The organism is Fluctibacter halophilus, assembly GCF_020687825.1.
Lineage (GTDB): Bacteria > Pseudomonadota > Gammaproteobacteria > Enterobacterales > Alteromonadaceae > Fluctibacter > Fluctibacter halophilus.
On sequence record NZ_JAJEWP010000001.1, the window covers coordinates 1139011 to 1160229 of the forward strand.

The following is a 21219-nucleotide window of genomic DNA, read 5'->3' on the forward strand; positions in this document are numbered from 1 at the left end:
GACTGTCTCTTTTCATCTGTCGAACCGACTGGCCAAAAATGGCAACACACTTCCCAACGCTCTCTACTAGTATTAACAACCTGATAACAAGCATGACCAGTGGTCATTTCTGCCATTGGTAACGCAACTACAGGAACAAAGATGAAAGACAGAAATCATCTCTCCCGCGTCAATGTGAGTCATTCAGCAACCATTATTGAAAATGGCCTGATCGACATTCCGATGCTTCAGCTGCTACAGGCTGATGGAACCCCGCACAAAGATGCAACCCTACCCGACATCGACAAAGAAACTGCGCTAAAAATGTATAACACCATGCAGTATGTCCGGGTGTTGGATGAGCGTATGATCGCTGCCCAGCGACAGGGCCGGATCAGTTTCTACCTGGCTTGTACGGGTGAAGAAGCGTCTACCGTTGGTAGTGCCGCCGCACTGCAGGATGTCGACATGATCATGTCCCAGTATCGCGAGCAAGGCACACTGGCGTACCGTGGTTACACCACAGAACAGTTCATGAACCAGATGTTCAGTAACGAGAAAGAGCCTAATAAGGGTCGGCAGATGCCGATCCATTATGGTGCTAAAGAACTGAACTTCATGACCATTTCATCACCGCTGGGCACCCAGATCCCACAGGCCTCCGGCTATGCTTACGGCCAGAAAATGGCCGGTCAGGAAGCCATCACCATCTGCTATTTCGGTGAAGGTGCAGCTTCAGAAGGGGACTTCCATGCTGGCCTTAACATGGCAGCGGTGCTGAATTGTCCGGTTATTTTCTTCTGTCGTAATAATGGTTACGCCATTTCAACCCCTGCAGAGGAACAGTTCGCCGGCGACGGTATTGCTTCTCGCGGACTGGGCTATGGGATTAAAACCATCCGCGTTGACGGTAACGATATCATGGCAGTCTATGCGGCCACACAACAGGCACGGAAAATCGCCTTGGCAGAAAATTGTCCGGTATTGATTGAAGCAATGACTTACCGCCTGGCGGCGCACTCAACGTCTGACGATCCGACCGGTTATCGGAGCAAAGACGAGGAAGAAAAGTGGCGTGAAAAGGATCCCATTCGTCGATTTGCCAGTTGGTTACAGCAACAAGGTTGGTTGGATGAAGCGGCTGATCAAGCCCACGTTGAACAGACCCGTCAGGAAGTGTTGACAGAACTGAAACGGGTTGAAAAAGTACCGGTGTGTGTCATCGATGAAATCATTGAAGACGTTTATGACACGCCTCCCTGGCATCTGCAAGAGCAATTACGTGAACTGAAAGCACACATCAGCAAGTATCCGGATGCCTATCCGAAAACGTCAGGGAGAATCAACAATGGCTAAAATGAATCTGTTACAAGCCATCAATAACGCATTGATTACTGCCATGACTGACGATGAACGGGTGATGGTGTTCGGTGAAGATGTCGGCCACTTCGGTGGTGTTTTCCGAGCCACCAGTAATTTGCAGGAGAAATTTGGTCGTGGACGCTGTTTTAACACGCCATTGACCGAGCAGGGCATCATTGGCTTTGCCAACGGCCTGGCGTCCCAGGGTTCTGTACCCGTGGCAGAAATCCAGTTTGGTGACTACATCTTTCCGGCCTTTGACCAAATCGTCAATGAAACAGCCAAGTGGCGCTACCGCTCCGGTGGTCAGTTTTCCTGTGGAACCCTGACCATTCGTACACCCTATGGCGGTGGTATTGCCGGTGGTCATTACCATTCTCAATCACCTGAGGCCTACTTCGCACATACGCCCGGACTGAAAATTGTCATTCCACGCAATCCTTATCAAGCCAAAGGGCTGCTGCTGGCATCTATCAGGGACGACAACCCGGTGTTGTTCATGGAACCTAAACGCCTGTACCGAGCCTCCGTGGGTGAAGTGCCTGAGGAAGATTATGAGTTGCCCTTGGGTAAAGCGGAAGTGGTCAGTGAAGGCAGTGACATCACGCTGCTGGCGTGGGGGGCACAAATGGAAATCATCGAAAAGGCGGCCGAAATGGCACAAAACGATGGTATCTCCTGTGAAATCATTGATTTGCGCAGCATCTTGCCGTGGGACGTGGAAACAGTATGTGCATCGGTTATGAAAACCGGCCGTTTGCTGATCAACCATGAAGCCCCTTTGACCGGCGGTTTTGCCAGTGAGGTTGCTGCGACGGTTCAGGAGCGCTGCTTCCTGCACCTTGAATCTCCGATAACGCGTGTATGCGGCCTTGATACGCCTTATCCTCTGGCCCACGAGAAAGAATACATGCCCGATCACCTGAAAACCTACGAAGCGATCAAACGCTGCGTGAATTTTTAGGACAGGAGTAAAGAATGACTGATTTTATTCTGCCTGATATCGGCGAAGGTATCGTAGAGTGTGAATTGCTCGAGTGGTTGGTCGCTGAAGGTGATCATATTGAAGAAGACCAGCCGGTGGCTGAAGTCATGACCGATAAGGCCACCGTACAGATCCCCGCCATGCATGCCGGCGTGGTTAAGAAGCTCTATTACAAGGCCGGTGACATTGCCAAGGTTCACGAACCGTTGTTTGCTATGCAGCAGGATGGCGAGACGTCTCAATCTGCACCTGAGCCGGCACCATCACAGGAAGCGGCACCGGTTACTGAAGCGCCAGCGTCTTCATCTGCCGGGCAAAACGTAGAGGACTTTATTCTACCCGACATCGGTGAAGGTATTGTCGAGTGTGAAATTGTCAAATGGCTGGTTGCAGAAGGCGATAACGTCGAAGAAGACCAGGTTGTGGTTGAGGTAATGACCGACAAAGCAGTGGTTGAAATCCCGGCCAAACATGCCGGAACGGTGCTGACGCTGCATTACCAGCAAGGGGATATTGCCAAGGTACACACCCCGTTGTTTGCTTTGCAAACCCAGGGCGATGGTGCCAGCCAACCCGTGCAAGCCAAGCCTGCGGCAACAACAGCGGCTGTCGCCACTGAAACTTCCGCAGGTGCTGCGGTACGTCAAGGCAAAGCGTTGGCCAGCCCTGCGGTACGCAGACTGGCCCGGGAGCACAATATTAATATTGCCGATGTTGCCGGTAGTGGCAAGAAAGGCCGGGTCATGAAGGCGGATATTGAAGCGTTCGTTAAAGGCGGTGCTAACACGACCAAACAAGCAGCATCACAGCCGCAAAGCGTCAGCGGTAGCGTCGTGCAGACAACCGGCGGCAAACGGGTAGAACCGATCCGCGGGATCAAGGCCGCAATGGCGAAACAGATGACCCAATCGGTGTTTACCATTCCGCATTTTTCCGTCAGTGAAGAGATCCAGATGGATGCGCTGATTGCTGCTCGCGCCAAGCTCAAACCGGTATTTGAAGCCCAGGGCGTCAAACTCAGCTTTATGCCGTTTTTCATCAAAGCGATGTCGATGGCGCTAAAGGCGTTCCCGGTGATCAACAGTCAGGTTAACGATGACTGTACCGAAATTACCTATTTTGATGATCACAACATCGGTATGGCAGTGGACAGCAAGATCGGTTTGTTGGTGCCTAACATCAAAGCCGTTCAAAACCTGAGCCTGCTGGACGTGGCCAAAGAAGCCAATCGGTTGATCGACCTGGCGCGGGAAGGACGTTTACCGAGTGAGGATCTGAAAGGCGGCACCATCAGTATTTCCAATATCGGTGTGCTGGGCGGAACGGTTGCGACGCCGGTTATCAATAAACCGGAGTCGGCGATTGTCGCATTGGGTAAAATGCAGCGTTTACCGCGTTTTGACGAACACGATAATGTTCAAGCGGTGAATATCATGCACGTTAGCTGGTCTGGCGATCATCGCATCATCGATGGCGCGACGATGGTGAAATTCAACAACCTGTGGAAGTCCTATCTGGAAGATCCATTGACCATGTTGTCTGAACTGAAATAACCATCCTGAACCCGTCCTCGTGACGGGTTTATTTTTTTGTCGGTGAAATCACGCTACACTGGCAGCATTCGTTCCCTTATTCCTGTCTTATGCTGAGTTATCGCCACGGTTTTCATGCTGCCAATCACGCCGATGTGCTGAAGCACTTTTGCGAGTTTCTGATCCTTGACAAGCTCAAGGAAAAAAACAAACCCTTTGTATATATCGATACCCACAGTGGAGCAGGGGTGTATCGTCTGGATGATGAATTTGCGTTAAAGAACCGCGAATTTGACCAAGGTATGGCGTTGCTACTGAACCAAGCCGGGAGTCTGCCCGAACGGGTCAGGGCGTTTATTGCCTTGATCAGTAACGATTGGATTGAACGCCGATATCCGGGGTCAGCCGGATTGGCGCAAAAACTTGTTCGCGAGCAGGATCATCTGCACCTGATGGAATTGCATTCCCAGGAAGTCTTAAACCTGAAACAAAACGTGCGCGGTGAGCAGGTGCACATTCACCATCGCGACGGGCTGGAAGGCCTGGTGGCATTAACACCACCGAAACCTGCGCGGGGGTTGGTATTGATTGATCCGCCCTTTGAACGCCTGGATGAATACAGTGAATTGCAAACTGCATTACAACGGGCGGTTAAGCAGTGGCAAACCGGGATCTATATGATCTGGTACCCACGTCTAAGTGCTCGTGCGGGACAAAAAGTTGCGGCCAGTCAGCGATTACTCGACAGTATTGCAGCGTTACCGTGCAAAAACGTATTGCATGCGACCCTTGACGTTGCTGATCCGGCAGACGACCCGGGCATGTATGGCTCTGGTATTGTCGTTATTAATGCCCCTTATCAGTTGGATGTACAGCTTGAACAGACGTTACCCGCCATCGCGTCAGCCCTGGCGGGTAGTGGTGGAAAAACGCAAATCAACTGGCTGAAGCGCGGAACCGACTGATGGCACCTGCAGTACCGATGGACCTGAAGCATTTCTACATCCCGGATGAGCAGTCCATCTACCTGTTATCGCACAAAGATGCGCAAAAGCTGAAAGATTGGTTCAAGCTTTGTACTGAACAACTGGAGCGGCTGGGTTACAGAGACATTGAAATGATTGGCAAAGGTGCGTTTGGGTTTGCCTTTGCCGGTATTGATGCCGCTGGCCGTCACCTGGTGTTTAAATTCTCACGGATCAATCTACCCCAACATGTGCAGGATCGACTGGAAGAAGAAGCCTTTATGCTCAGTCATGTCAAACATGAGCACGTACCGGGCCTGATTGAATTTCAGCGCATCAAGAAGCAAGCGATTCTGGTAATGGAGCGAGCCAACGGCAGGGATCTGGAGCATATTTCCCTGCAACGGGGGCCATTACCACCCCGATTAATTGTGAAAATCGCCGCGCAATTGGCGGATATTTTGTTAGCACTGCGTAATTATCATCAGGACGGCAGTAAAAAGCCCATCGTTCATGGCGACATCAAACCGTCCAACATTGTGTTTGATGAAGTCACAGAAACCGTTGGCCTTATTGACTGGGGGTCGTCTGTGTTTGCCCAGTTGGACGCCGATGGACAGTTCGTTGCCCACAATGTGATGGATTTGATGTCTGCCGATATGCAACAAACCAATGCCCGTCTGGGTGATGTGTATTTTATTGGTGAGGAGCAACTCAACGGTGAATTGTCATCCCCACGATTTGATGAGCAGGGATTGGCAAGCACGCTGTATGCGCTTGCCAGCGGTCAATCGAGTCGTTTCGGCCGGCACGTGATCCGTCCTAACAGCCTTGGCTTGCCCAAGGAACTGGCGTTAACCCTGACTGCCATGCTCAGTGATGATCCGGGTATTCGTCGCAAAGGTGGCGACTATCTGCTCAAACAGATGCCGATTATCCGTCACACGGTGTTTACCGACGATCAGTGTAAACCAGAGTCACCATTGATCCCGACCTGGGTACACGAAAAACGCCGCGATATCGATACGGTGGTGTATAGCTCGCGTAAATCGTTCTTGCGTGAAGAAGTTGACACCGTAGAACACGACCTGCGTTACCTGAATGACGCCCAGTTTGAGCGCTATTACAAAAATTACCTGCAAGGTATGGGCGAAACTGAAAAAGCCTTTATCGCCGCGGTGAGCCGACTGGGGCGGTATCCTGTGGTTGGCGGCCTGGTTGTTCGCTGGCAACCGCAGGGGGTCTACATCGACAGCAGTCTGAATTTATACCAGCCTGCTTTACGCAGCGCGTTTGAACATGCGGTTAATACGGTGGTCATTCTGGCCCGGGCGATTCACCGTGTGGGTATTTTTAAAAGTTGTATGTTCAATGCGCGGGACACCCTGCATATCGAGCGGGATGACCCGGGTAAGCCATTCCAGCCGGAACCTTGGATGCAGATCCCTTACGACGTCAGTACGGTGTCGTCAATAGAGGACCGCAGCCGCAACCACTCCTATTTCGAAGACGGTGATGATCCTGACGAGTTACTCCAGCTTCCCTCGACAATGTTGGACATCATCCGTCAATTGAATGATATTCACCACACCGGTTGTATCATTTTTGAGGCGTTGCCAAACCACCTCAAAGTACACAGCTATTACACCCTGTTGGATCACACCAAACAGGCGTTGTTTGAAAAGTTACTCAGTACGCTGCTTGCCGAAGTACCGAAAATTGATGGATTGGGTATTTCCGGATTTATGAAGCTACCCTACAAGGATACGCGCTTTTTCGAACATGTAGCCGAACTACCGGATAAGTTCTACCCACGTAATCCCTATTCACCGAACATGGCACAGGAAAACGATGAAACAAGACACGATTAAACTGGCAAACCTGCTCTCTTTGGAAACCATTGAACAAGGTCTCTATCGGGGCCTCAGCTGGGATTTGGGTTTTCGCGCGTTATTTGGTGGACAAGTGATGGGGCAGGCCCTTGCTGCGGCTCAGCAAACCATGCCTGAAGCCAGAAATTGCCATTCGTTTCACTCGTACTTTTTACTTCCCGGCGATGCCAACCTGCCGGTCGTGTATGACGTGGAAAACGTACGTGATGGTCGTAGCTTTTCAACCCGGCGGATCAAAGCGATTCAAAACGGTAAGAACATTTTTTACATGACGGCGTCGTTTCAGCACCCTGAAGAGGGGCTCTCTCACCAGGCCGCAGAAATGCCGCAGGTACCAGCGCCTGAGGGTGTCGAACCTGACATTAAGTTTTACGAAGATTGTTATGATCAAATTTCAGAACGGATGCGTGAGGCCCTCAGTTATCACCGTCCGCTGGATATCCGCACCGTACAACCCATCGATATTGCTAATCCACAAAAATGTGCTCCGGTGCGGCAAATCTGGATGCGAGCCCAGGAGGCGCTGACCGATTCCATTGGCCTGCAACAAGCAATGCTGGCTTACGCTTCCGACTATCACTTTCTCGCCACTTCGTTGCAACCCCATGGTATTTCAGTCAGAAATCGCCAATTACGCATGGCGACCATTGACCATGCAATGTGGTTTCATCGTCCGTTTCACTTCAATGAGTGGCTACTGTACAGCGCAGAAAGCCCGTTTTCCGGCGGCGCTAGAGGGTTGGTCAGGGGCCAGTTCTTTAATCAAAAGGGTGAGTTGGTTGCGTCAACCATGCAAGAAGGCCTGATGCGTAAAGTAGGGGATTAACATGAAGTATCAATTGGGTGATCGCAAGGTAACATGCGCAGATTCAGTGTTTGTCGCGCCTGGCAGTCATATTATCGGCTCGGTGTCATTGGCGGCCCACAGCAGCGTCTGGTTCAATGTGGTGATCCGGGGCGATTGTGACACCATCAGTGTCGGCGAAAGCAGTAACATTCAGGATGGAGCTGTCCTGCACACAGACGAAGGCGTTCCGCTGGTGATCGGTAAAGGGGTTACAGTGGGGCACAAAGCCATGCTGCATGGATGCGAAATCGGGGACTATAGCCTGATTGGCATTAATGCTGTGGTGCTGAATGGTGCCAAGATTGGCCGCTACTGCCTGATTGGTGCCAATGCCCTGGTGACCGAAAATACCGAGATCCCCGATGGCAGTGTGGTAATGGGCAGTCCTGCCAAAGTGGTGAAACCGCTACCCAAGGAACGCTATCCGCTGTTGAAGGCATCAGCAGAACATTATGTGGACAATGCCCGGCGCTATCTGACCACCCTGAAGGCGCAGGAATAAACCAAAAAAAGGCCCAGAATTATTGCTAATTCCGGGCTTAGGGGAATGGCTCGTTGATAGAGCCGTGCGCTAACTAAAACTTCGCATAGGATCTAACTGGGAGAAGTTATAATCCACACCAATAAAACTGGAAAAGTAATTGTAGATCAATACCGCTCAAATAATAAACACTTTTTGTGCATAATTTATTAAACGCTTACAAATCATCACGTTAAAATGTAAAAATTGTGTTTTTCAGGGCCATAGACAAGCGCACTTGTGCACAAAGTTAACCACAGAAAATCCGATTTAACGGTAGGTTGTCCACCAGTTGTCCACAGTCTATTTTTCTGACGAATAGTGGCTATCTACGGCTACTCAATCGCCATTTTTATTGGGATACTGAGGCACAAAAAGGAGCAGCATATGAATCAGGCATTTCAACCCTTTACACCCCAGGCAAGAACATTGATGGGGCCTGGTCCATCAGATGTCCACCCTCGGGTACTGAAGGCGCTGGGACAAACAACCATCGGCCATCTTGATCCGCAATTCGTACAACTGATGGATCATGTTAAAACCGGTCTTCAATATGCGTTAAAAACCCAAAATCCACTCACCATGGCTATCTCTGCACCGGGCAGTGCCGGTATGGAAGCCTGTTTTGTGAACCTGATTGAACCAGGTGACAAAGTGATTGTGTGCCAAAACGGTGTTTTTGGCGGGCGCATGCGCGAAAATGTACTGCGTTGTGGTGGTCAGGCGATCATGATTGAAGATCCCTGGGGGCAGCCAACAGACATTCAAAAGGTTGCCGACGCGCTGCAACAACATCCTGATGCAAAGGCGTTGGCATTTGTACACGCAGAAACCTCTACCGGGGTTCGTAACGATGCCAAAGCACTGTGTGCCCTGGCAAAGCAGTTTGATTGCCTGACCATCGTTGACGCTGTTACGTCATTAGGGGGTATTGAGCTTGCGGTGGACGACTGGCAAATCGACGCCTTGTATTCCGGCACCCAAAAGTGCTTATCCTGCGTGCCCGGGCTGTCGCCGGTCACGTTCAGCCAAGCGGCAATCGACACCATTAAACAACGTAAGCATCCGGTACAGAGCTGGTTCCTCGACATGGACCTAGTGATGGGCTACTGGGGAGAGGGTGCCAAACGCGCTTATCACCATACCGCGCCGGTCAACAGCATCTATGCGTTACACGAATCACTGTGCATCCTGCACGAAGAAGGACTGGAAAACGCCTGGCAACGTCACCAGACACTGCATAACGCCCTGAAACAGGGCCTCGAAGGGTTGGGCTTATCACTGCTGGTTGATGAACAATACCGGCTGCCCCAGCTCAACAGCGTCGTGATCCCAGATGGGGTGGACGATGCATTGGTCCGATCCCGATTGCTGAATGAGTTTAATCTCGAAATCGGTGCAGGGTTAGGTGCATTGGCGGGTAAAATCTGGCGTATTGGACTGATGGGGTATGCTTGCCGTCAGGACAATATCGATTATTGCCTCGATGCACTGGGCAAAGTGCTTAATCGTTAGAATCCACACCCCGGCCGGTTGTCAATAACCGGCCGATTCCATTACACTGCCATAAAACAACAATAAAATCAGGGCTCTAATGCTACAACGGATCTGGTTGGGGTTTATTTTCTGTGCCGTCTTTGGTGCACTGTGGCAGGTACTCGTCAACGGTCAACTGGATGCATTCTCTGATGTGATGCAGGCCATTACCAGCATGGCATCACTCAGTGTTGAAATCGCGCTGGGACTTATTGGGGTACTGGCGTTCTGGATGGGGATATTTGCGGTCGCTGAAAAAGCGGCATTGATCGATAAAGTTGCCCGGGTTTTGTCGCCATTGCTGCGCAAAATTATGCCAGACATTCCTGCCCACCATCCGGCACTGGGCAGTATTACCATGAACATTTCCGCCAATGTGCTTGGACTCGACAATGCTGCTACGCCGTTCGGTATCAAGGCCATGCAAGACATGCAAAGCCTGAATCCGCACAAGGATACCCTGAGTAACAGCCAAATCATGTTTCTGGTGCTCAACACCTCATCGGTGACACTGTTCCCGATAGCCGTGTTTCTCTATCGCGGGCAGCAAGGAGCGGTGCATCCCACGGATGTGTTTATTCCTATTTTGTTGGCTACTTCGGCCTCGACCCTGACGGGATTACTGGTGACGGCCTGGATACAGAAAGTGTCGTTGCTCAACCGTACGGTGTTACTGTATGCGGCCGCCGTTTTTGCCCTGATGGCAAGCGTCATCCTGTATTTCGGCCAACTGGCTGCGGAAGCCCTGGCACAGCAATCGTCGTTGGTGGCGAATTGTCTGCTGCTGACGTTTATTGTGCTGGTTTTGTGGACCGGGTTTCGTAAAAAGCTCGACACGTATTCACTGTTCGTTGAAGGGGCCAAAGAGGGCTTCTCGTTGGCTGTGTCGCTGATCCCCTATTTACTCGCTATGCTTATCGCGATTGGCATGTTGCGCGCCAGTGGCGTGCTTGAACAAGCGGTCATGGTGATTGCGTCTGGCCTACAAGGGGTAGGGATTGATGCACGCTTTGTGGATGCGCTTCCCAATGCATTGATGAAGCCCTTAAGTGGCAGTGGTGCACGGGCAATGATGATAGAAACCATGCAACATCACGGCGCAGACTCTTTTGCAGGACGACTGGCCAGTGTATTACAGGGGTCGACCGAAACCACGTTCTACATTCTGGCAGTGTACCTTGGGGCTGTGGGAATTCGTCACAGTCGACATGCTATCGCTTGTTGTTTGAGCGCCGATCTGGCCGGGGTGATTGCAGCCATCAGTGTCAGCTATTGGTTTTTTGGTTGAGCAACCAGATCGCCAACAATTATCTGCAGTGCTATAACTATTGACGTTGTCAGTAACTACCTTAACAAGGAAAAATTATGCAAAAACGTAGTTCATTGTTTCTCGCACTTTCACTGTCCCTGCTACTGGCTGGTTGTAGCAAACTGACGCTGACTAATTACGACCAACTTAAAATGGGCATGACCCTGCAGGAAGTCGAAGACATTATCGGTGGGGCTGATAGCTGTGAAAACACTATGGGCGCAATGAGTTGCCTATGGGGAAGTGAAGACGGGACTTACATCAAGATCAGTTTTGTCGCTGACAGTGCAGTCACGTTTAGTCACGACGGACTCAAGTAACACACAATTCAGAGTCTGTTCAGGCGCCACCCCCCACACTGGCGCCTTGTCCGATATTCAAGGGTTACAATCATGCTAAAACGACTGGCCGTTGTGCTACTTTTCACCTTAGGCCTATTCAGTGTTGCCAGTGCGCAACAACCTTTCCAGGGCATCGAAGTCAGTGGACAAGGGGTTGTGATGGCAGCACCGGACCGATTACGCTTCAGTCTGACCATCGAACAACAAGGCGCGGTGGCTGCAAAACTGCACCAACACGTGCGCCACACCAGTGAACAGGTCGTATCATTTTTACTGGGGAAAGGGATTCTGAGCAAAGACATTCAATCATTGCGTGAAAATCTGTCCCCTTGGTATGAGCGTGTAGAACGGCAAACTGTGCAAAAAGGCTTCACTGTCAGTCGTCGAATCGAAGTGACGGTCCGCGAACTGCAGGATTATGCCGATATACTCGACGGCGTTCTGGGTCTGGGTGTCACACGGCTTGATAACGTACGCTACGAGGTCGCAGATCAGGAAGCGTTGTATTTTAATGCACTGCAACTGGCCATCGAAGATGCTAAATCACGTGCCCAGGTTCTGGCCAAGCAGGCGGGTGTAGGGTTGGGTGATATCGTACAAATCATCGAGCAAGGGCACTACCAACCTGCGCCAAAGCGGATGATGGCCGATGCCGTGATGGCGGAGGGTGGTTTTATGCCCGGTGAAAATGTCATCAATGCTCAGGTCCGGGTGTCTTTCGAGTTGGTGACTGGCGGCTCCAAGGCCGATTAAAAACCCGGCAGGGAATAGAGAAGTCCTTCACAAATCGGTCTAAACTGAGTATCTTGCTGCCAGTTTTTCATTCCAATATGAGGGACACTATGTCCAAAACAGCAGTCTATCAGCAACTGCAGCAGCAAATCGCTGGGTTGATTGATGGCGAACCTGATCTGATTGCTAACCTTGCCAATATCAGTGCGGCCATTTTTAATTCGCTGCATGATCTAAACTGGGCAGGCTTCTATTTGTACAAAGACGATCAACTGGTTTTAGGCCCTTTTCAGGGATTGCCTGCGTGTATCCGAATTCCGATGGGCAAGGGCGTTTGTGGTACCGCAGCGTCAACCCGACAAACCCAGAAAGTCGATGATGTTCATCAATTTGCCGGCCATATTGCCTGCGATGCCGCGTCTAACAGCGAAGTTGTGATCCCGATTATCGTCAACCAACAACTGCTCGGCGTGCTGGATATTGACAGCCCCAAACACGCGCGGTTTGACGACGATGACGTTGCTGGCCTTGAAAACATCGTTCAAACCCTGGTTGATCAGTTATCATGAAACACCTGATCGATATTCACGTTGTTCTGTCCACCGTTGATGACATGGATCATTGGGAAGAACAGGCAGAGGATGCCAGTGAGCGTCTGAATACTCTGTTGCACATGGTGTATGATGCCGCTGATGATGACATTCCCGTACCCAGGCTGGAAAACCAACTTCAGCACGTATGGGAAAATTGGCGTGAAGACAGTTATTTACTGGACATTGACCTGGTAGATTTGCGCGACTGGGTTGACCATCTGCTGGCAACTTGGGATGATGACGACAGTCACGACCTGTAGACACACTAACCACACTAGATAATTGAATGGATAATCCACAAAAATTTACCAATAGCAAAGACGTGATCGCGTTTTTGGCTGAAACCTTTCCCGCTTGTTTCTCCGTTGAGGGAGAAGCAAAGCCCCTAAAAATTGGGATCTTTCAGGATCTGGCCAGCCGTCTGAGTGAAGATGAGCGGGTCAGCAAAACCTTACTGCGCTCCTCGCTACGTCATTACACCAACAGCTGGCGTTATCTACACAGCGTCAAAGAAGGCGCTTATCGTGTTGATCTTGACGGTAATCAGGACGCTGCGATTGAAAAAGAGCATGCCGATCATGCTCAGCAGCAGTTGGAAGAAAGCAAAGCGAAAGTGGCTGAGCGTCGTAAAGAACAGAAGAAACAGCAGCCTGAAAAGAAATCTTACAAAAATAAAGCAAGTCCAAATGGGCACACTACACTTAATAAACGACATGCAGATAAAGCTAAACCTGCTGGTCGACCAATGCCGGAAAAACTCACCGATGCAACCATGAAAGTGGGCACAGAAGTCACGGTGAAACTGGGCAAGTCACCCATGTTTGCTACTATCACAGAAGTTGCAAAAGATGGTGTTCAAGTGCAACTTAATTCCGGTATGGTGGTCAAGGTACAAGTAGATCAGTTACGTTTGGCCCGTCCCAAGAGGTAGTAATATGAATAACCTTCTTCGTTTGTCCGTTGCTGCAGCCTGCCTTTCTTTGTGTGCAGGCGCCGGTGCCGTTAATCAGCACGAGTCTGTTGAAGACTTGCCGATACTGCACCAGGAATCCCAGCATTCAGTCTCCGTAAAACGCATCACGTCAAATTTCCTGCGCGCGCATTTCAAAGAGATTGAATTAAATGACGAACTCTCGAACAAGGTTTATGACCGATACCTGCGCTCGCTGGATTTGAACCGCAACGTGTTCACTAAAGCGGATGTCGAGAATTTCGAGAAATACCGGTTGACCCTTGACGATGCGATTGAAAAGGGCAACTTGCAGGCCGCCTACGACATGTATGAGCTTAACCTGCAACGACGTGTCGAGCGCTATGAGTATGCGATTACATTGCTCAACGAGCCGTTTGATTTTGAAAAGGCCGGTGATGCCTTCGAATACGATCGTGAAGACGCTGCCTGGCCGGTAGATCAGGCAGAATTGGACGAGTTGTGGCGTCAACGGGTCAAGTATGACGCCCTGAACCTCAAGCTGGCCGGTAAAGAATGGGACGACATCAAATCGTTACTGACCAAGCGCTATGAGCGCGCCATAAAACGCCTGAAACAGACCCAGAGTGAAGATGTGTTTCAGACCGTTATGAACTCTTTTGCGCGCAGTATTGAAGCGCACACCAGCTATTTGTCTCCCCGCAATGCCGAACGGTTCCAAATGGAAATGAACCTGGAATTTGAAGGCATTGGTGCGGTGCTGCAGAGTGAAGATGACTTCACTGTGATCAAGAGCATTGTGCCCGGCGGTCCTGCTGAGCAATCCAACAAAATCAAGCCGGAAGACAAGATCGTCGGTGTTGCCCAAGAGGGTGAGGAATTTGTTGATGTGATTGGTTGGCGACTGGATGAAGTGGTCGAACTGATCAAAGGCCCCAAAGGCAGTCTGGTTAAATTACAGGTGGTTAAAGGCACCGGAGATGCAACTGCGCCTGAAGTGGTCAAGCTGACCCGCGATAAGATCAAACTTGAAGATCGTGCCGCCAAGTCAGAAGTGTATGTTCCCAAAAGCGGCCCCCATCAGGGTGAGAAACTTGGGGTCATTACTATCCCATCGTTTTATAACAACCTACACCGCGATGTAAAAGCAGAGTTGGCCAAACTGGAAGCCGAAAATGTGCACGGTGTGATCATCGATTTGCGCGGCAATGGTGGTGGCTCTCTGATGGAAGCAACCTTATTGTCCGGTTTGTTCTTCGATAAAGGGCCCGTGGTTCAGATCAAGACCAGTGCTGGCCGCACCCGGGTTGAAAGCGACACCGATGGTATCACTTACTACGATGGACCGCTTACTGTGCTGGTCGACCGTTACAGTGCCTCAGCGTCCGAAATTTTTGCCGCCGCAATGCAGGACTATGGCCGTGCAGTGGTCATTGGTGAGCAGACCTTTGGTAAAGGCACCGTACAACAACACCGTCCATTAGGCCGTATTTATGACCTGTACGACAACCCATTGGGCAGTGTGCAGTTCACGATCGCTAAGTTTTACCGCATAAACGGTGGTAGCACCCAGCATCAGGGGGTGATCCCAGACATCTTGTTCCCATCTCCGATCGATCCGGCGGACTGGGGTGAAAGCCAGGAAGAAAATGCCTTGCCTTGGGACAGCATTCCGCGGGCAAATTACACCACCGTGGGCGATAAGGACGGTGCTATCGAACTGGCTCGCTCACATTACAAGCAGCGCATTGCCGACAATCCTGAATTTGCATACTTGTTTGAAGACATTGCCAAGTACAAGCAGCAAAAAGACAACACCACCATTTCGTTGGTCGAGTCTGAGCGTCGCAAGGAGCAAAAAGAGGATGAAGCAAAAGCGCTGGCCCGTGCCAACGAACGGCTCGACCGTGCCGGCCGGGAGCAGGTAACCAGCCTGGATGATCTGCCGGATGATTTTGCGTCCATTGACCCATTCCTTGATGAGGCGGCCAATATCACGTTCGACATTATTACCACCGGCAAGTACGCATCGTCGGGTAATTAATTAACAAAGGATACAAGTTAGCAAAGGGCTATGTCAGAATAGCCCTTTTTTTCTACCTGAAACATAGCAACGGACATGGCTGTTACCCTTGCCATGGTCAACAACAATAATAACAAAGGTAAAACACAATGAGTGTACGCGGAGAGTTTTCTTCCCGGTTGGGCTTTGTACTGGCAGCAGCCGGTTCAGCGGTAGGCTTGGGCAACATTTGGGGATTTCCAACCCAGGTTGCCAGTAACGGTGGTGCCGCTTTTGTTTTCGTTTACATTATTCTGGCTTTTCTGTTGGCATACCCGGTACTGATGGCTGAGCTGGTCATAGGTCGGGCAACACGTTCCAACATGGTGGATGCCCTAGGGCAAATATCCAATAGCCGCTGGGGACGTGCTACCGGGGTGTGGGGATTTGTTACTGTTTCCCTTATTCTGGCGTTCTATGCGCTGGTTGCCGGCTGGATGCTGTCCTACTTTCTGCAGGCCGGCGCGTTACTGCTCAATCTTGACGGTGCTGCCCAGTGGCTGGTCACCAGTTCCGGCATTCGCGACATTGTGTTTTGTGGTGTCTTTATCGCATTAACCGCGGGTATTGTTACCGGCGGCGTTAGCGATGGTATCGAACGCTGGTCTGTGCGACTGATGCCCACGCTGGTCGTCATCATCGTTTCGCTTATCGTCTACGTATCTACCCTGGACGGCGCGTTGGAAGGTTGGAAGGCATACGTATTACCGGATTTCTCCCGCGTCATGAACCCTGATTTGTTGATCAGTGCAATGGGGCAGGCATTCTTCTCCATGTCATTGGGTGTCGGTACAATGCTGGTATATGGCTCTTATGTCAGCAAACAGGAACGTTTGCCCACATTGGGGGCATCCGTTGCGTTGGTGGATATTGGCGTCGCCATTCTGGCCGGTATGCTGATCATTCCGGCCATGTATGTCGCACTGCACAACGGGGTCGAAATCTTTTCTGACAGCGGTGAACTGATTGGCGGTGACACCCTCATCTTTACCGTATTACCCGCATTGTTCGACACCATGGGCGGGATCGGTGTGCTGGTCGCGCTGGCGTTTTTTGCTCTGATGGTCATTGCCGCACTGACATCCTCTATTTCGATGCTTGAAGTCCCGGTCGCCTACGTTGTGGAAAGCAAAGGCGTTGGCCGCAAACGTGCGGTGTGGGGATTGGCACTGATGATCTTTGTGTTCAGTAGTATCATTGCGTTGAACATGGAGTCGCTGTTCGGACTGGTAATCGCAGCAACCACACAGTACAGCCAACCGCTACTGGGCCTTACATTGTGTATTTTTGTTGGCTGGGTGTGGCACCGCGATGCCATTCTGGAAGAATTGAAACACGGTGATGAACAGATTGAACAGCGTCTGTTCTGGAAGATTTGGCCCTGGTACGTGCGTTTTGTGTGCCCGGTTGTGATCGCCGTTATGTTTTATCGCTCTATCGTTTAGTAGTCATGGGAAGCGACATGGAAAAACACATCAAAGAAGCCTCATTAAGCGACGCCCTCATTCCCATTGGGATGTTGGTGTTTTTGCTGGCGGCATCCGTTTATCTGTTTGGTGACAGTTCCTCTTATGGACCTAATCAAATTGCCTTGTTGGTCGGCATGGGCATCGCTGCCATTATCGGGATCAAGAACGGCTACAGTTGGGACGATATAGAGCAGGGCATCGTAAAAGGTATTTCTCGCTCATTGGGTGCCATTCTGATCCTGTTGGCGGTGGGCTCACTCATTGGTACCTGGATGTTGGCAGGTACCGTTCCGACCCTGATCTATTACGGACTTGAGTTACTCAACCCGTCATTTTTCTACGCTGCCACCTGCCTGATCTGTGCCATTGTCGCAATGAGTATCGGCAGTTCCTGGACAACAGCTGCAACGGTCGGTGTTGCGTTGATGGGGATCGCCATCGGTATGGGCATGTCTGAAGCGATTACCGCAGGCGCGGTCATTTCCGGCGCCTATTTTGGCGACAAAATATCGCCCTTGTCCGAAACGACCAATCTGGCGCCGGCAATTGCGGGAACCAATCTGTTTGAGCATATTCAATACATGTTGTGGACGACGGTACCGAGCATCATTCTCGCGCTGATCCTGTTTACCGTGATTGGCATGGGTGGCGAACACCAGGTGTCTGCCGAGCGTATCGAAACCATGCAAACGTTGTTGTCAGAACAATTTAACCTCGGCTGGCACATGTTGGTGCCACTGGTGGTTTTACTGACATTGGCAATTCGCAAAGTTCCTGCTTTTCCAGCGGTGGCCATCGGTGCACTGTTAGGCGGTGTATGGGCGGCATTTTTTCAACCCGACGTGATCAGCGCCATGGCCAGTACAGACGTTTCTGCTCCGATTGGCACCATCATGGTGGTGTGGACGGCGTTGTTCGACGGGGTTGTGTTTGAAACCCCCAGTGACACCCTGAACAGTCTGCTGAGTCGCGGCGGCATGTCCAGTATGCTCAACACCATCTGGTTGATCATGTGTGCCATGACCTTTGGTGCAGTGCTAGAGCGGGTTGGATTGCTGAAAAGGGTGGTCAGTGCTTTCCTCAAAGGAGCAAAATCTGCCGGGGACATGATCACACGTACCATTCTGACCTGTATTGGTACCAATTTGATCACCGCCGATCAGTACATGGCCATTGTCATGCCTGGTCGTATGTACAAAGAAGAGTTTGAAAAGCGCGGACTGCACCAGCTCAATCTGTCACGCTCGCTGGAAGACGGTGGTACCCTTACATCACCGCTCATCCCTTGGAATACCTGCGGTGTGTATATGCACGGTGTTCTTGCGGTCAACCCGTTAGATTACATCTTTTATGCGTTTTTCAACCTGATTAACCCTGTGCTCGCGATCATCTATGCGTTCGTTGGCATTAAAATTCTGCGTATCACCCCGCCGGGTGCACAAAACGCCAGCGCCTGATCGCAGCAGGCCTGAATTTCTGTCAGGCCTGTCCTAATCTTAGTATCGTTGTGCTCCACCGTTAGGGTGGGGCATGATGTTCTGTCAGTATTGAATGCGAGGTTCCATGCAAAACGCCCGTCACGCCATTAAACGTCGTAGTGATTACCAGTCACCGGCCTACGTCATACAGCACGTAGAACTGGACATTGATCTTTATCCGCACGAAACCCGTGTCATCTGCACTACGCAGGTGGAACGGAAATCGGCAGATCAGCAACCATTGGTGCTTGATGGCGTAGATTTGCAGTTGTTGTCCGTGCGTGTCAACGGTGCGGATTGGACCAACTATGTCGAAAAAGAACAGACGCTGGTGGTTGATGGTTTGCCCGACGCCTTCACGTTGACCATTGAGACCCAGATCGATCCGGCGAATAACAGTTCACTGGAAGGCTTGTACAAGTCAGGAGATGCGTACTGCACCCAGTGCGAAGCCGAAGGTTTTCGCAAAATCACCTATTTCCTGGACCGCCCCGACATTATGGCGGAATACCGCGTCACGGTGCGTGGTAATAAATCCGCCTATCCGTACCTGTTAAGCAACGGTAACGTCGTCGCCAAGGGCGAACTCGACGACGGGCGCCATTTTGTGACGTGGCACGATCCGTTTCCGAAACCTTGCTATCTGTTTGCGTTGGTGGCGGGCGACTTTGATTTGTTGTCCGACAATTTTGTCACCGCATCCGGCCGAGAGGTTGCTCTCGAACTGTATGTCGACAAAGGCAAGCGTGAGCGCGGATATCATGCGCTGGATTCACTTAAGCGGGCGATGGCGTGGGATGAGCAGACCTTCGGCCTTGAGTACGATCTGGATATCTACATGATTGTGGCGGTGGACTTTTTCAACATGGGGGCAATGGAGAATAAAGGACTCAACGTCTTCAACAGCAAATACGTGCTTGCTGACGGCCAAAGTGCCACAGATGATGATTACTTCCACATTGAATCGGTCATTGCCCACGAATATTTCCATAACTGGACCGGTAACCGTGTGACCTGTCGGGATTGGTTCCAACTGAGTCTCAAAGAGGGGCTCACGGTGTTTCGCGATCAGCAGTTCAGTGCCGATATGGCATCGCCTCTGGTGAATCGAATCAATCAGGTCAACGTGATGCGCGAGCATCAGTTTGCTGAAGACGCCGGGCCAATGTCACACCCTATTCGTCCGGACGTGGTGATGGAAATGAATAATTTTTACACCGTAACCGTGTATGACAAAGGTGCCGAAGTGATCCGTATGTTGCACACTTTACTGGGTGTACAAGGATTTCGTCGCGGCATGGATCTGTACTTCGAGCGCCATGATGGTCAGGCAGTCACCTGTGATGATTTTGTCCAGGCAATGCAGGACGCCAACCAACACGATCTGACATTGTTTAAACGTTGGTACAGTCAGTCGGGTACGCCTGTGGTCCGGGCAAGTGGCGAATATGACCAACAAGCGCGCCAGTTCAAGCTGACCCTAACACAGCATACGCCTGCAACCGCCGACCAAGCCGAAAAACAACCACTCATGATCCCGGTAAACACCGAGCTGCTGGGTAATCAAGGTACGATGGTGCAAACCGTACTCAGTCTGACACAAGCGCAACAAACGTTTGTCTTCGACAATATCGATCAAGCGCCGGTGATGTCGCTGTTAGGTAATTTTTCGGCCCCCGTACGCCTTTACGATGGTCAAAACAGCAGTGCACGTCAACACATTGTCATGTACGCCAACGATCCGTTCAGTCGTTGGGATGCCATGCAGACCCTTTACGGTGACTACCTGCATTGCCAGGCCGGCAGTGCAGGGGAGTTTGCCGAGCCCATCAGTACTGCCGGTATCGTCGAGCTACAGCGTTCATTGTTAAACCAAGCAATGGATAGCCCGGCACTGGTTGCTGAGATGTTGTGTCTGCCGAGCTTTGAGACACTGGTTCAACAAGCTGAGCAGATTGATGTTGACGCACTTTTCGATGCACGCAATGCATTGCTCAATCAGTTGGCAGAAGCGTTGGAACAGGACATGTTGGCCGTTGTGCAGCAACTACCTGCACAGGCCTACGACTACCAGCAAAACCAGGTGGAACAGCGACGTTTACGTAACGTTCTGTGGCTGTACCTTGGTCGACTCGACCAGCATCAGGCTGCGCTTAAGTCTCATTATCATGATGCTGACAATATGACCGATTGCCTTGGTGCGTTAAGAGCCGCACAGGAAGGCAATGAGCAAACATTCGATCAACTGATGGTTGCGTTTGAACAACGCTGGCAGGACGATCCGCTGGTTCTCGACAAGTGGTTTGGTTTGCACGCCAGTGCACCCCGAAAGGATTGTTTATCACGCCTCGATTTATTGTCAGGTCACAAACAGTTCAGTCTTAACAACCCGAACCGGGTGCGGGCGTTATTGGGTAGCTTTGCGTTTTACAATCCCAAAGGTTTTCATGCCAAGGACGGTAGCGGTTATCGCTACCTGACCGATTACCTCAAACGCATTGACCCGATTAATCCACAGGTCGCCGCACGACTGGTCACGCCGCTAACCCAGTTCCGTCACCTGGACAGCGAGCGCAAATCTCTGATTGAAACCCAATTGCATCGCCTGCTTGATACACCGAACCTGAGCGGAGATGTGTTTGAAAAGGTCAGCAAAGCGTTAGGCATTCAATCTCAACCCTGACAG

General features: G+C 50.9%; 18 protein-coding genes. All 18 read left to right on the forward strand.

The genetic code is table 11. The features are described from left to right. The first annotated feature begins 141 nt into the window (after positions 1-141). The 18 genes from LJ739_RS05290 (at position 142) to pepN (ending at position 21216) form a co-directional block, all read left to right on the forward strand. Positions 142-1335 carry a thiamine pyrophosphate-dependent dehydrogenase E1 component subunit alpha gene (locus LJ739_RS05290; protein ID WP_229157760.1) on the forward strand — a complete coding sequence of 398 codons (1194 nt, stop codon included), beginning with the start codon at positions 142-144 and terminating at the stop codon, positions 1333-1335. Beyond that, positions 1328-2305 (forward strand): alpha-ketoacid dehydrogenase subunit beta, encoded by a 978-nt coding sequence (locus tag LJ739_RS05295; protein WP_229157762.1) that lies wholly within the window; start codon positions 1328-1330, stop codon positions 2303-2305. The genes LJ739_RS05290 and LJ739_RS05295 overlap by 8 nt, the downstream gene beginning before the upstream one ends. Positions 2306-2319: 14 nt before the next feature. Next, positions 2320-3879 (forward strand): dihydrolipoyllysine-residue acetyltransferase, encoded by a 1560-nt coding sequence (locus tag LJ739_RS05300; protein ID WP_229157765.1) that lies wholly within the window; start codon positions 2320-2322, stop codon positions 3877-3879. An 89-nt stretch (positions 3880-3968) separates the two neighbouring features. After that, positions 3969-4823, forward strand: coding sequence for a 23S rRNA (adenine(2030)-N(6))-methyltransferase RlmJ (locus LJ739_RS05305; protein WP_229157767.1), 855 nt, complete (start codon positions 3969-3971; stop codon positions 4821-4823). After that, a complete protein-coding gene (locus LJ739_RS05310; RefSeq protein WP_229157769.1) occupies positions 4823-6694 on the forward strand; it encodes a protein kinase domain-containing protein in 1872 nt (623 codons plus the stop codon). Before LJ739_RS05305 ends, LJ739_RS05310 begins: the two co-directional genes overlap by 1 nt. After that, positions 6675-7541: an acyl-CoA thioesterase domain-containing protein gene (locus LJ739_RS05315; RefSeq protein ID WP_229157771.1), complete on the forward strand. Its 867-nt coding sequence runs from the start codon at positions 6675-6677 to the stop codon at positions 7539-7541. The genes LJ739_RS05310 and LJ739_RS05315 overlap by 20 nt, the downstream gene beginning before the upstream one ends. Position 7542: 1 nt before the next feature. Next, positions 7543-8064 (forward strand): gamma carbonic anhydrase family protein, encoded by a 522-nt coding sequence (locus LJ739_RS05320; RefSeq protein WP_229157774.1) that lies wholly within the window; start codon positions 7543-7545, stop codon positions 8062-8064. Between the two features lie 405 nt (positions 8065-8469). Then, on the forward strand, positions 8470-9597 hold the full coding sequence (locus LJ739_RS05325; protein ID WP_229157776.1) for a pyridoxal-phosphate-dependent aminotransferase family protein: 1128 nt from the start codon (positions 8470-8472) through the stop codon (positions 9595-9597). Between the two features lie 79 nt (positions 9598-9676). Then, on the forward strand, positions 9677-10906 hold the full coding sequence (locus LJ739_RS05330; protein WP_229157778.1) for a nucleoside recognition domain-containing protein: 1230 nt from the start codon (positions 9677-9679) through the stop codon (positions 10904-10906). Positions 10907-10983: 77 nt separating this feature from the next. Continuing rightward, positions 10984-11247 carry a DUF3862 domain-containing protein gene (locus LJ739_RS05335; protein WP_229157779.1) on the forward strand — a complete coding sequence of 88 codons (264 nt, stop codon included), beginning with the start codon at positions 10984-10986 and terminating at the stop codon, positions 11245-11247. Between the two features lie 72 nt (positions 11248-11319). After that, positions 11320-12021, forward strand: coding sequence for an SIMPL domain-containing protein (locus LJ739_RS05340; RefSeq protein ID WP_229157780.1), 702 nt, complete (start codon positions 11320-11322; stop codon positions 12019-12021). Positions 12022-12110: 89 nt separating this feature from the next. Next, a complete protein-coding gene (locus tag LJ739_RS05345) occupies positions 12111-12569 on the forward strand; it encodes a GAF domain-containing protein (RefSeq protein WP_229157781.1) in 459 nt (152 codons plus the stop codon). Next, positions 12566-12853 (forward strand): hypothetical protein, encoded by a 288-nt coding sequence (locus LJ739_RS05350; RefSeq protein WP_229157783.1) that lies wholly within the window; start codon positions 12566-12568, stop codon positions 12851-12853. The genes LJ739_RS05345 and LJ739_RS05350 overlap by 4 nt, the downstream gene beginning before the upstream one ends. A 26-nt stretch (positions 12854-12879) precedes the next feature. Then, positions 12880-13524: an RNA chaperone ProQ gene (gene proQ / locus LJ739_RS05355; RefSeq protein ID WP_229157785.1), complete on the forward strand. Its 645-nt coding sequence runs from the start codon at positions 12880-12882 to the stop codon at positions 13522-13524. A 4-nt stretch (positions 13525-13528) separates the two neighbouring features. Then, positions 13529-15568: a carboxy terminal-processing peptidase gene (gene prc / locus LJ739_RS05360; protein ID WP_229157787.1), complete on the forward strand. Its 2040-nt coding sequence runs from the start codon at positions 13529-13531 to the stop codon at positions 15566-15568. Between the two features lie 128 nt (positions 15569-15696). After that, entirely contained in the window at positions 15697-17031 is a 1335-nt protein-coding gene (locus LJ739_RS05365) for a sodium-dependent transporter (RefSeq protein WP_229157788.1), read from the forward strand. Between the two features lie 17 nt (positions 17032-17048). Then, positions 17049-18512, forward strand: a complete 1464-nt coding sequence (nhaC, locus tag LJ739_RS05370; protein ID WP_229157789.1) for a Na+/H+ antiporter NhaC — start codon at positions 17049-17051, stop codon at positions 18510-18512. Positions 18513-18618: 106 nt separating this feature from the next. Next, on the forward strand, positions 18619-21216 hold the full coding sequence (gene pepN, locus LJ739_RS05375) for an aminopeptidase N (protein ID WP_229157790.1): 2598 nt from the start codon (positions 18619-18621) through the stop codon (positions 21214-21216). Positions 21217-21219: the final 3 nt, after the last annotated feature.

What these genes read in the sequence shown, in the direction of transcription:
- prc (WP_229157787.1), top strand. Translation starts at nt 13,529, where the DNA reads ATGAATAACCTTCTTCGTTTGTCCGTTGCTGCAGCCTGCCTTTCTTTG.
- LJ739_RS05295 (WP_229157762.1), top strand. Translation starts at nt 1,328, where the DNA reads ATGGCTAAAATGAATCTGTTACAAGCCATCAATAACGCATTGATTACT.
- LJ739_RS05365 (WP_229157788.1), top strand. Translation starts at nt 15,697, where the DNA reads ATGAGTGTACGCGGAGAGTTTTCTTCCCGGTTGGGCTTTGTACTGGCA.
- LJ739_RS05345 (WP_229157781.1), top strand. Translation starts at nt 12,111, where the DNA reads ATGTCCAAAACAGCAGTCTATCAGCAACTGCAGCAGCAAATCGCTGGG.
- pepN (WP_229157790.1), top strand. Translation starts at nt 18,619, where the DNA reads ATGCAAAACGCCCGTCACGCCATTAAACGTCGTAGTGATTACCAGTCA.
- LJ739_RS05310 (WP_229157769.1), top strand. Translation starts at nt 4,823, where the DNA reads ATGGCACCTGCAGTACCGATGGACCTGAAGCATTTCTACATCCCGGAT.
- LJ739_RS05320 (WP_229157774.1), top strand. Translation starts at nt 7,543, where the DNA reads ATGAAGTATCAATTGGGTGATCGCAAGGTAACATGCGCAGATTCAGTG.
- proQ (WP_229157785.1), top strand. Translation starts at nt 12,880, where the DNA reads ATGGATAATCCACAAAAATTTACCAATAGCAAAGACGTGATCGCGTTT.
- LJ739_RS05305 (WP_229157767.1), top strand. Translation starts at nt 3,969, where the DNA reads ATGCTGAGTTATCGCCACGGTTTTCATGCTGCCAATCACGCCGATGTG.
- LJ739_RS05350 (WP_229157783.1), top strand. Translation starts at nt 12,566, where the DNA reads ATGAAACACCTGATCGATATTCACGTTGTTCTGTCCACCGTTGATGAC.
- LJ739_RS05340 (WP_229157780.1), top strand. Translation starts at nt 11,320, where the DNA reads ATGCTAAAACGACTGGCCGTTGTGCTACTTTTCACCTTAGGCCTATTC.
- nhaC (WP_229157789.1), top strand. Translation starts at nt 17,049, where the DNA reads ATGGAAAAACACATCAAAGAAGCCTCATTAAGCGACGCCCTCATTCCC.
- LJ739_RS05290 (WP_229157760.1), top strand. Translation starts at nt 142, where the DNA reads ATGAAAGACAGAAATCATCTCTCCCGCGTCAATGTGAGTCATTCAGCA.
- LJ739_RS05330 (WP_229157778.1), top strand. Translation starts at nt 9,677, where the DNA reads ATGCTACAACGGATCTGGTTGGGGTTTATTTTCTGTGCCGTCTTTGGT.
- LJ739_RS05325 (WP_229157776.1), top strand. Translation starts at nt 8,470, where the DNA reads ATGAATCAGGCATTTCAACCCTTTACACCCCAGGCAAGAACATTGATG.
- LJ739_RS05335 (WP_229157779.1), top strand. Translation starts at nt 10,984, where the DNA reads ATGCAAAAACGTAGTTCATTGTTTCTCGCACTTTCACTGTCCCTGCTA.
- LJ739_RS05315 (WP_229157771.1), top strand. Translation starts at nt 6,675, where the DNA reads ATGAAACAAGACACGATTAAACTGGCAAACCTGCTCTCTTTGGAAACC.
- LJ739_RS05300 (WP_229157765.1), top strand. Translation starts at nt 2,320, where the DNA reads ATGACTGATTTTATTCTGCCTGATATCGGCGAAGGTATCGTAGAGTGT.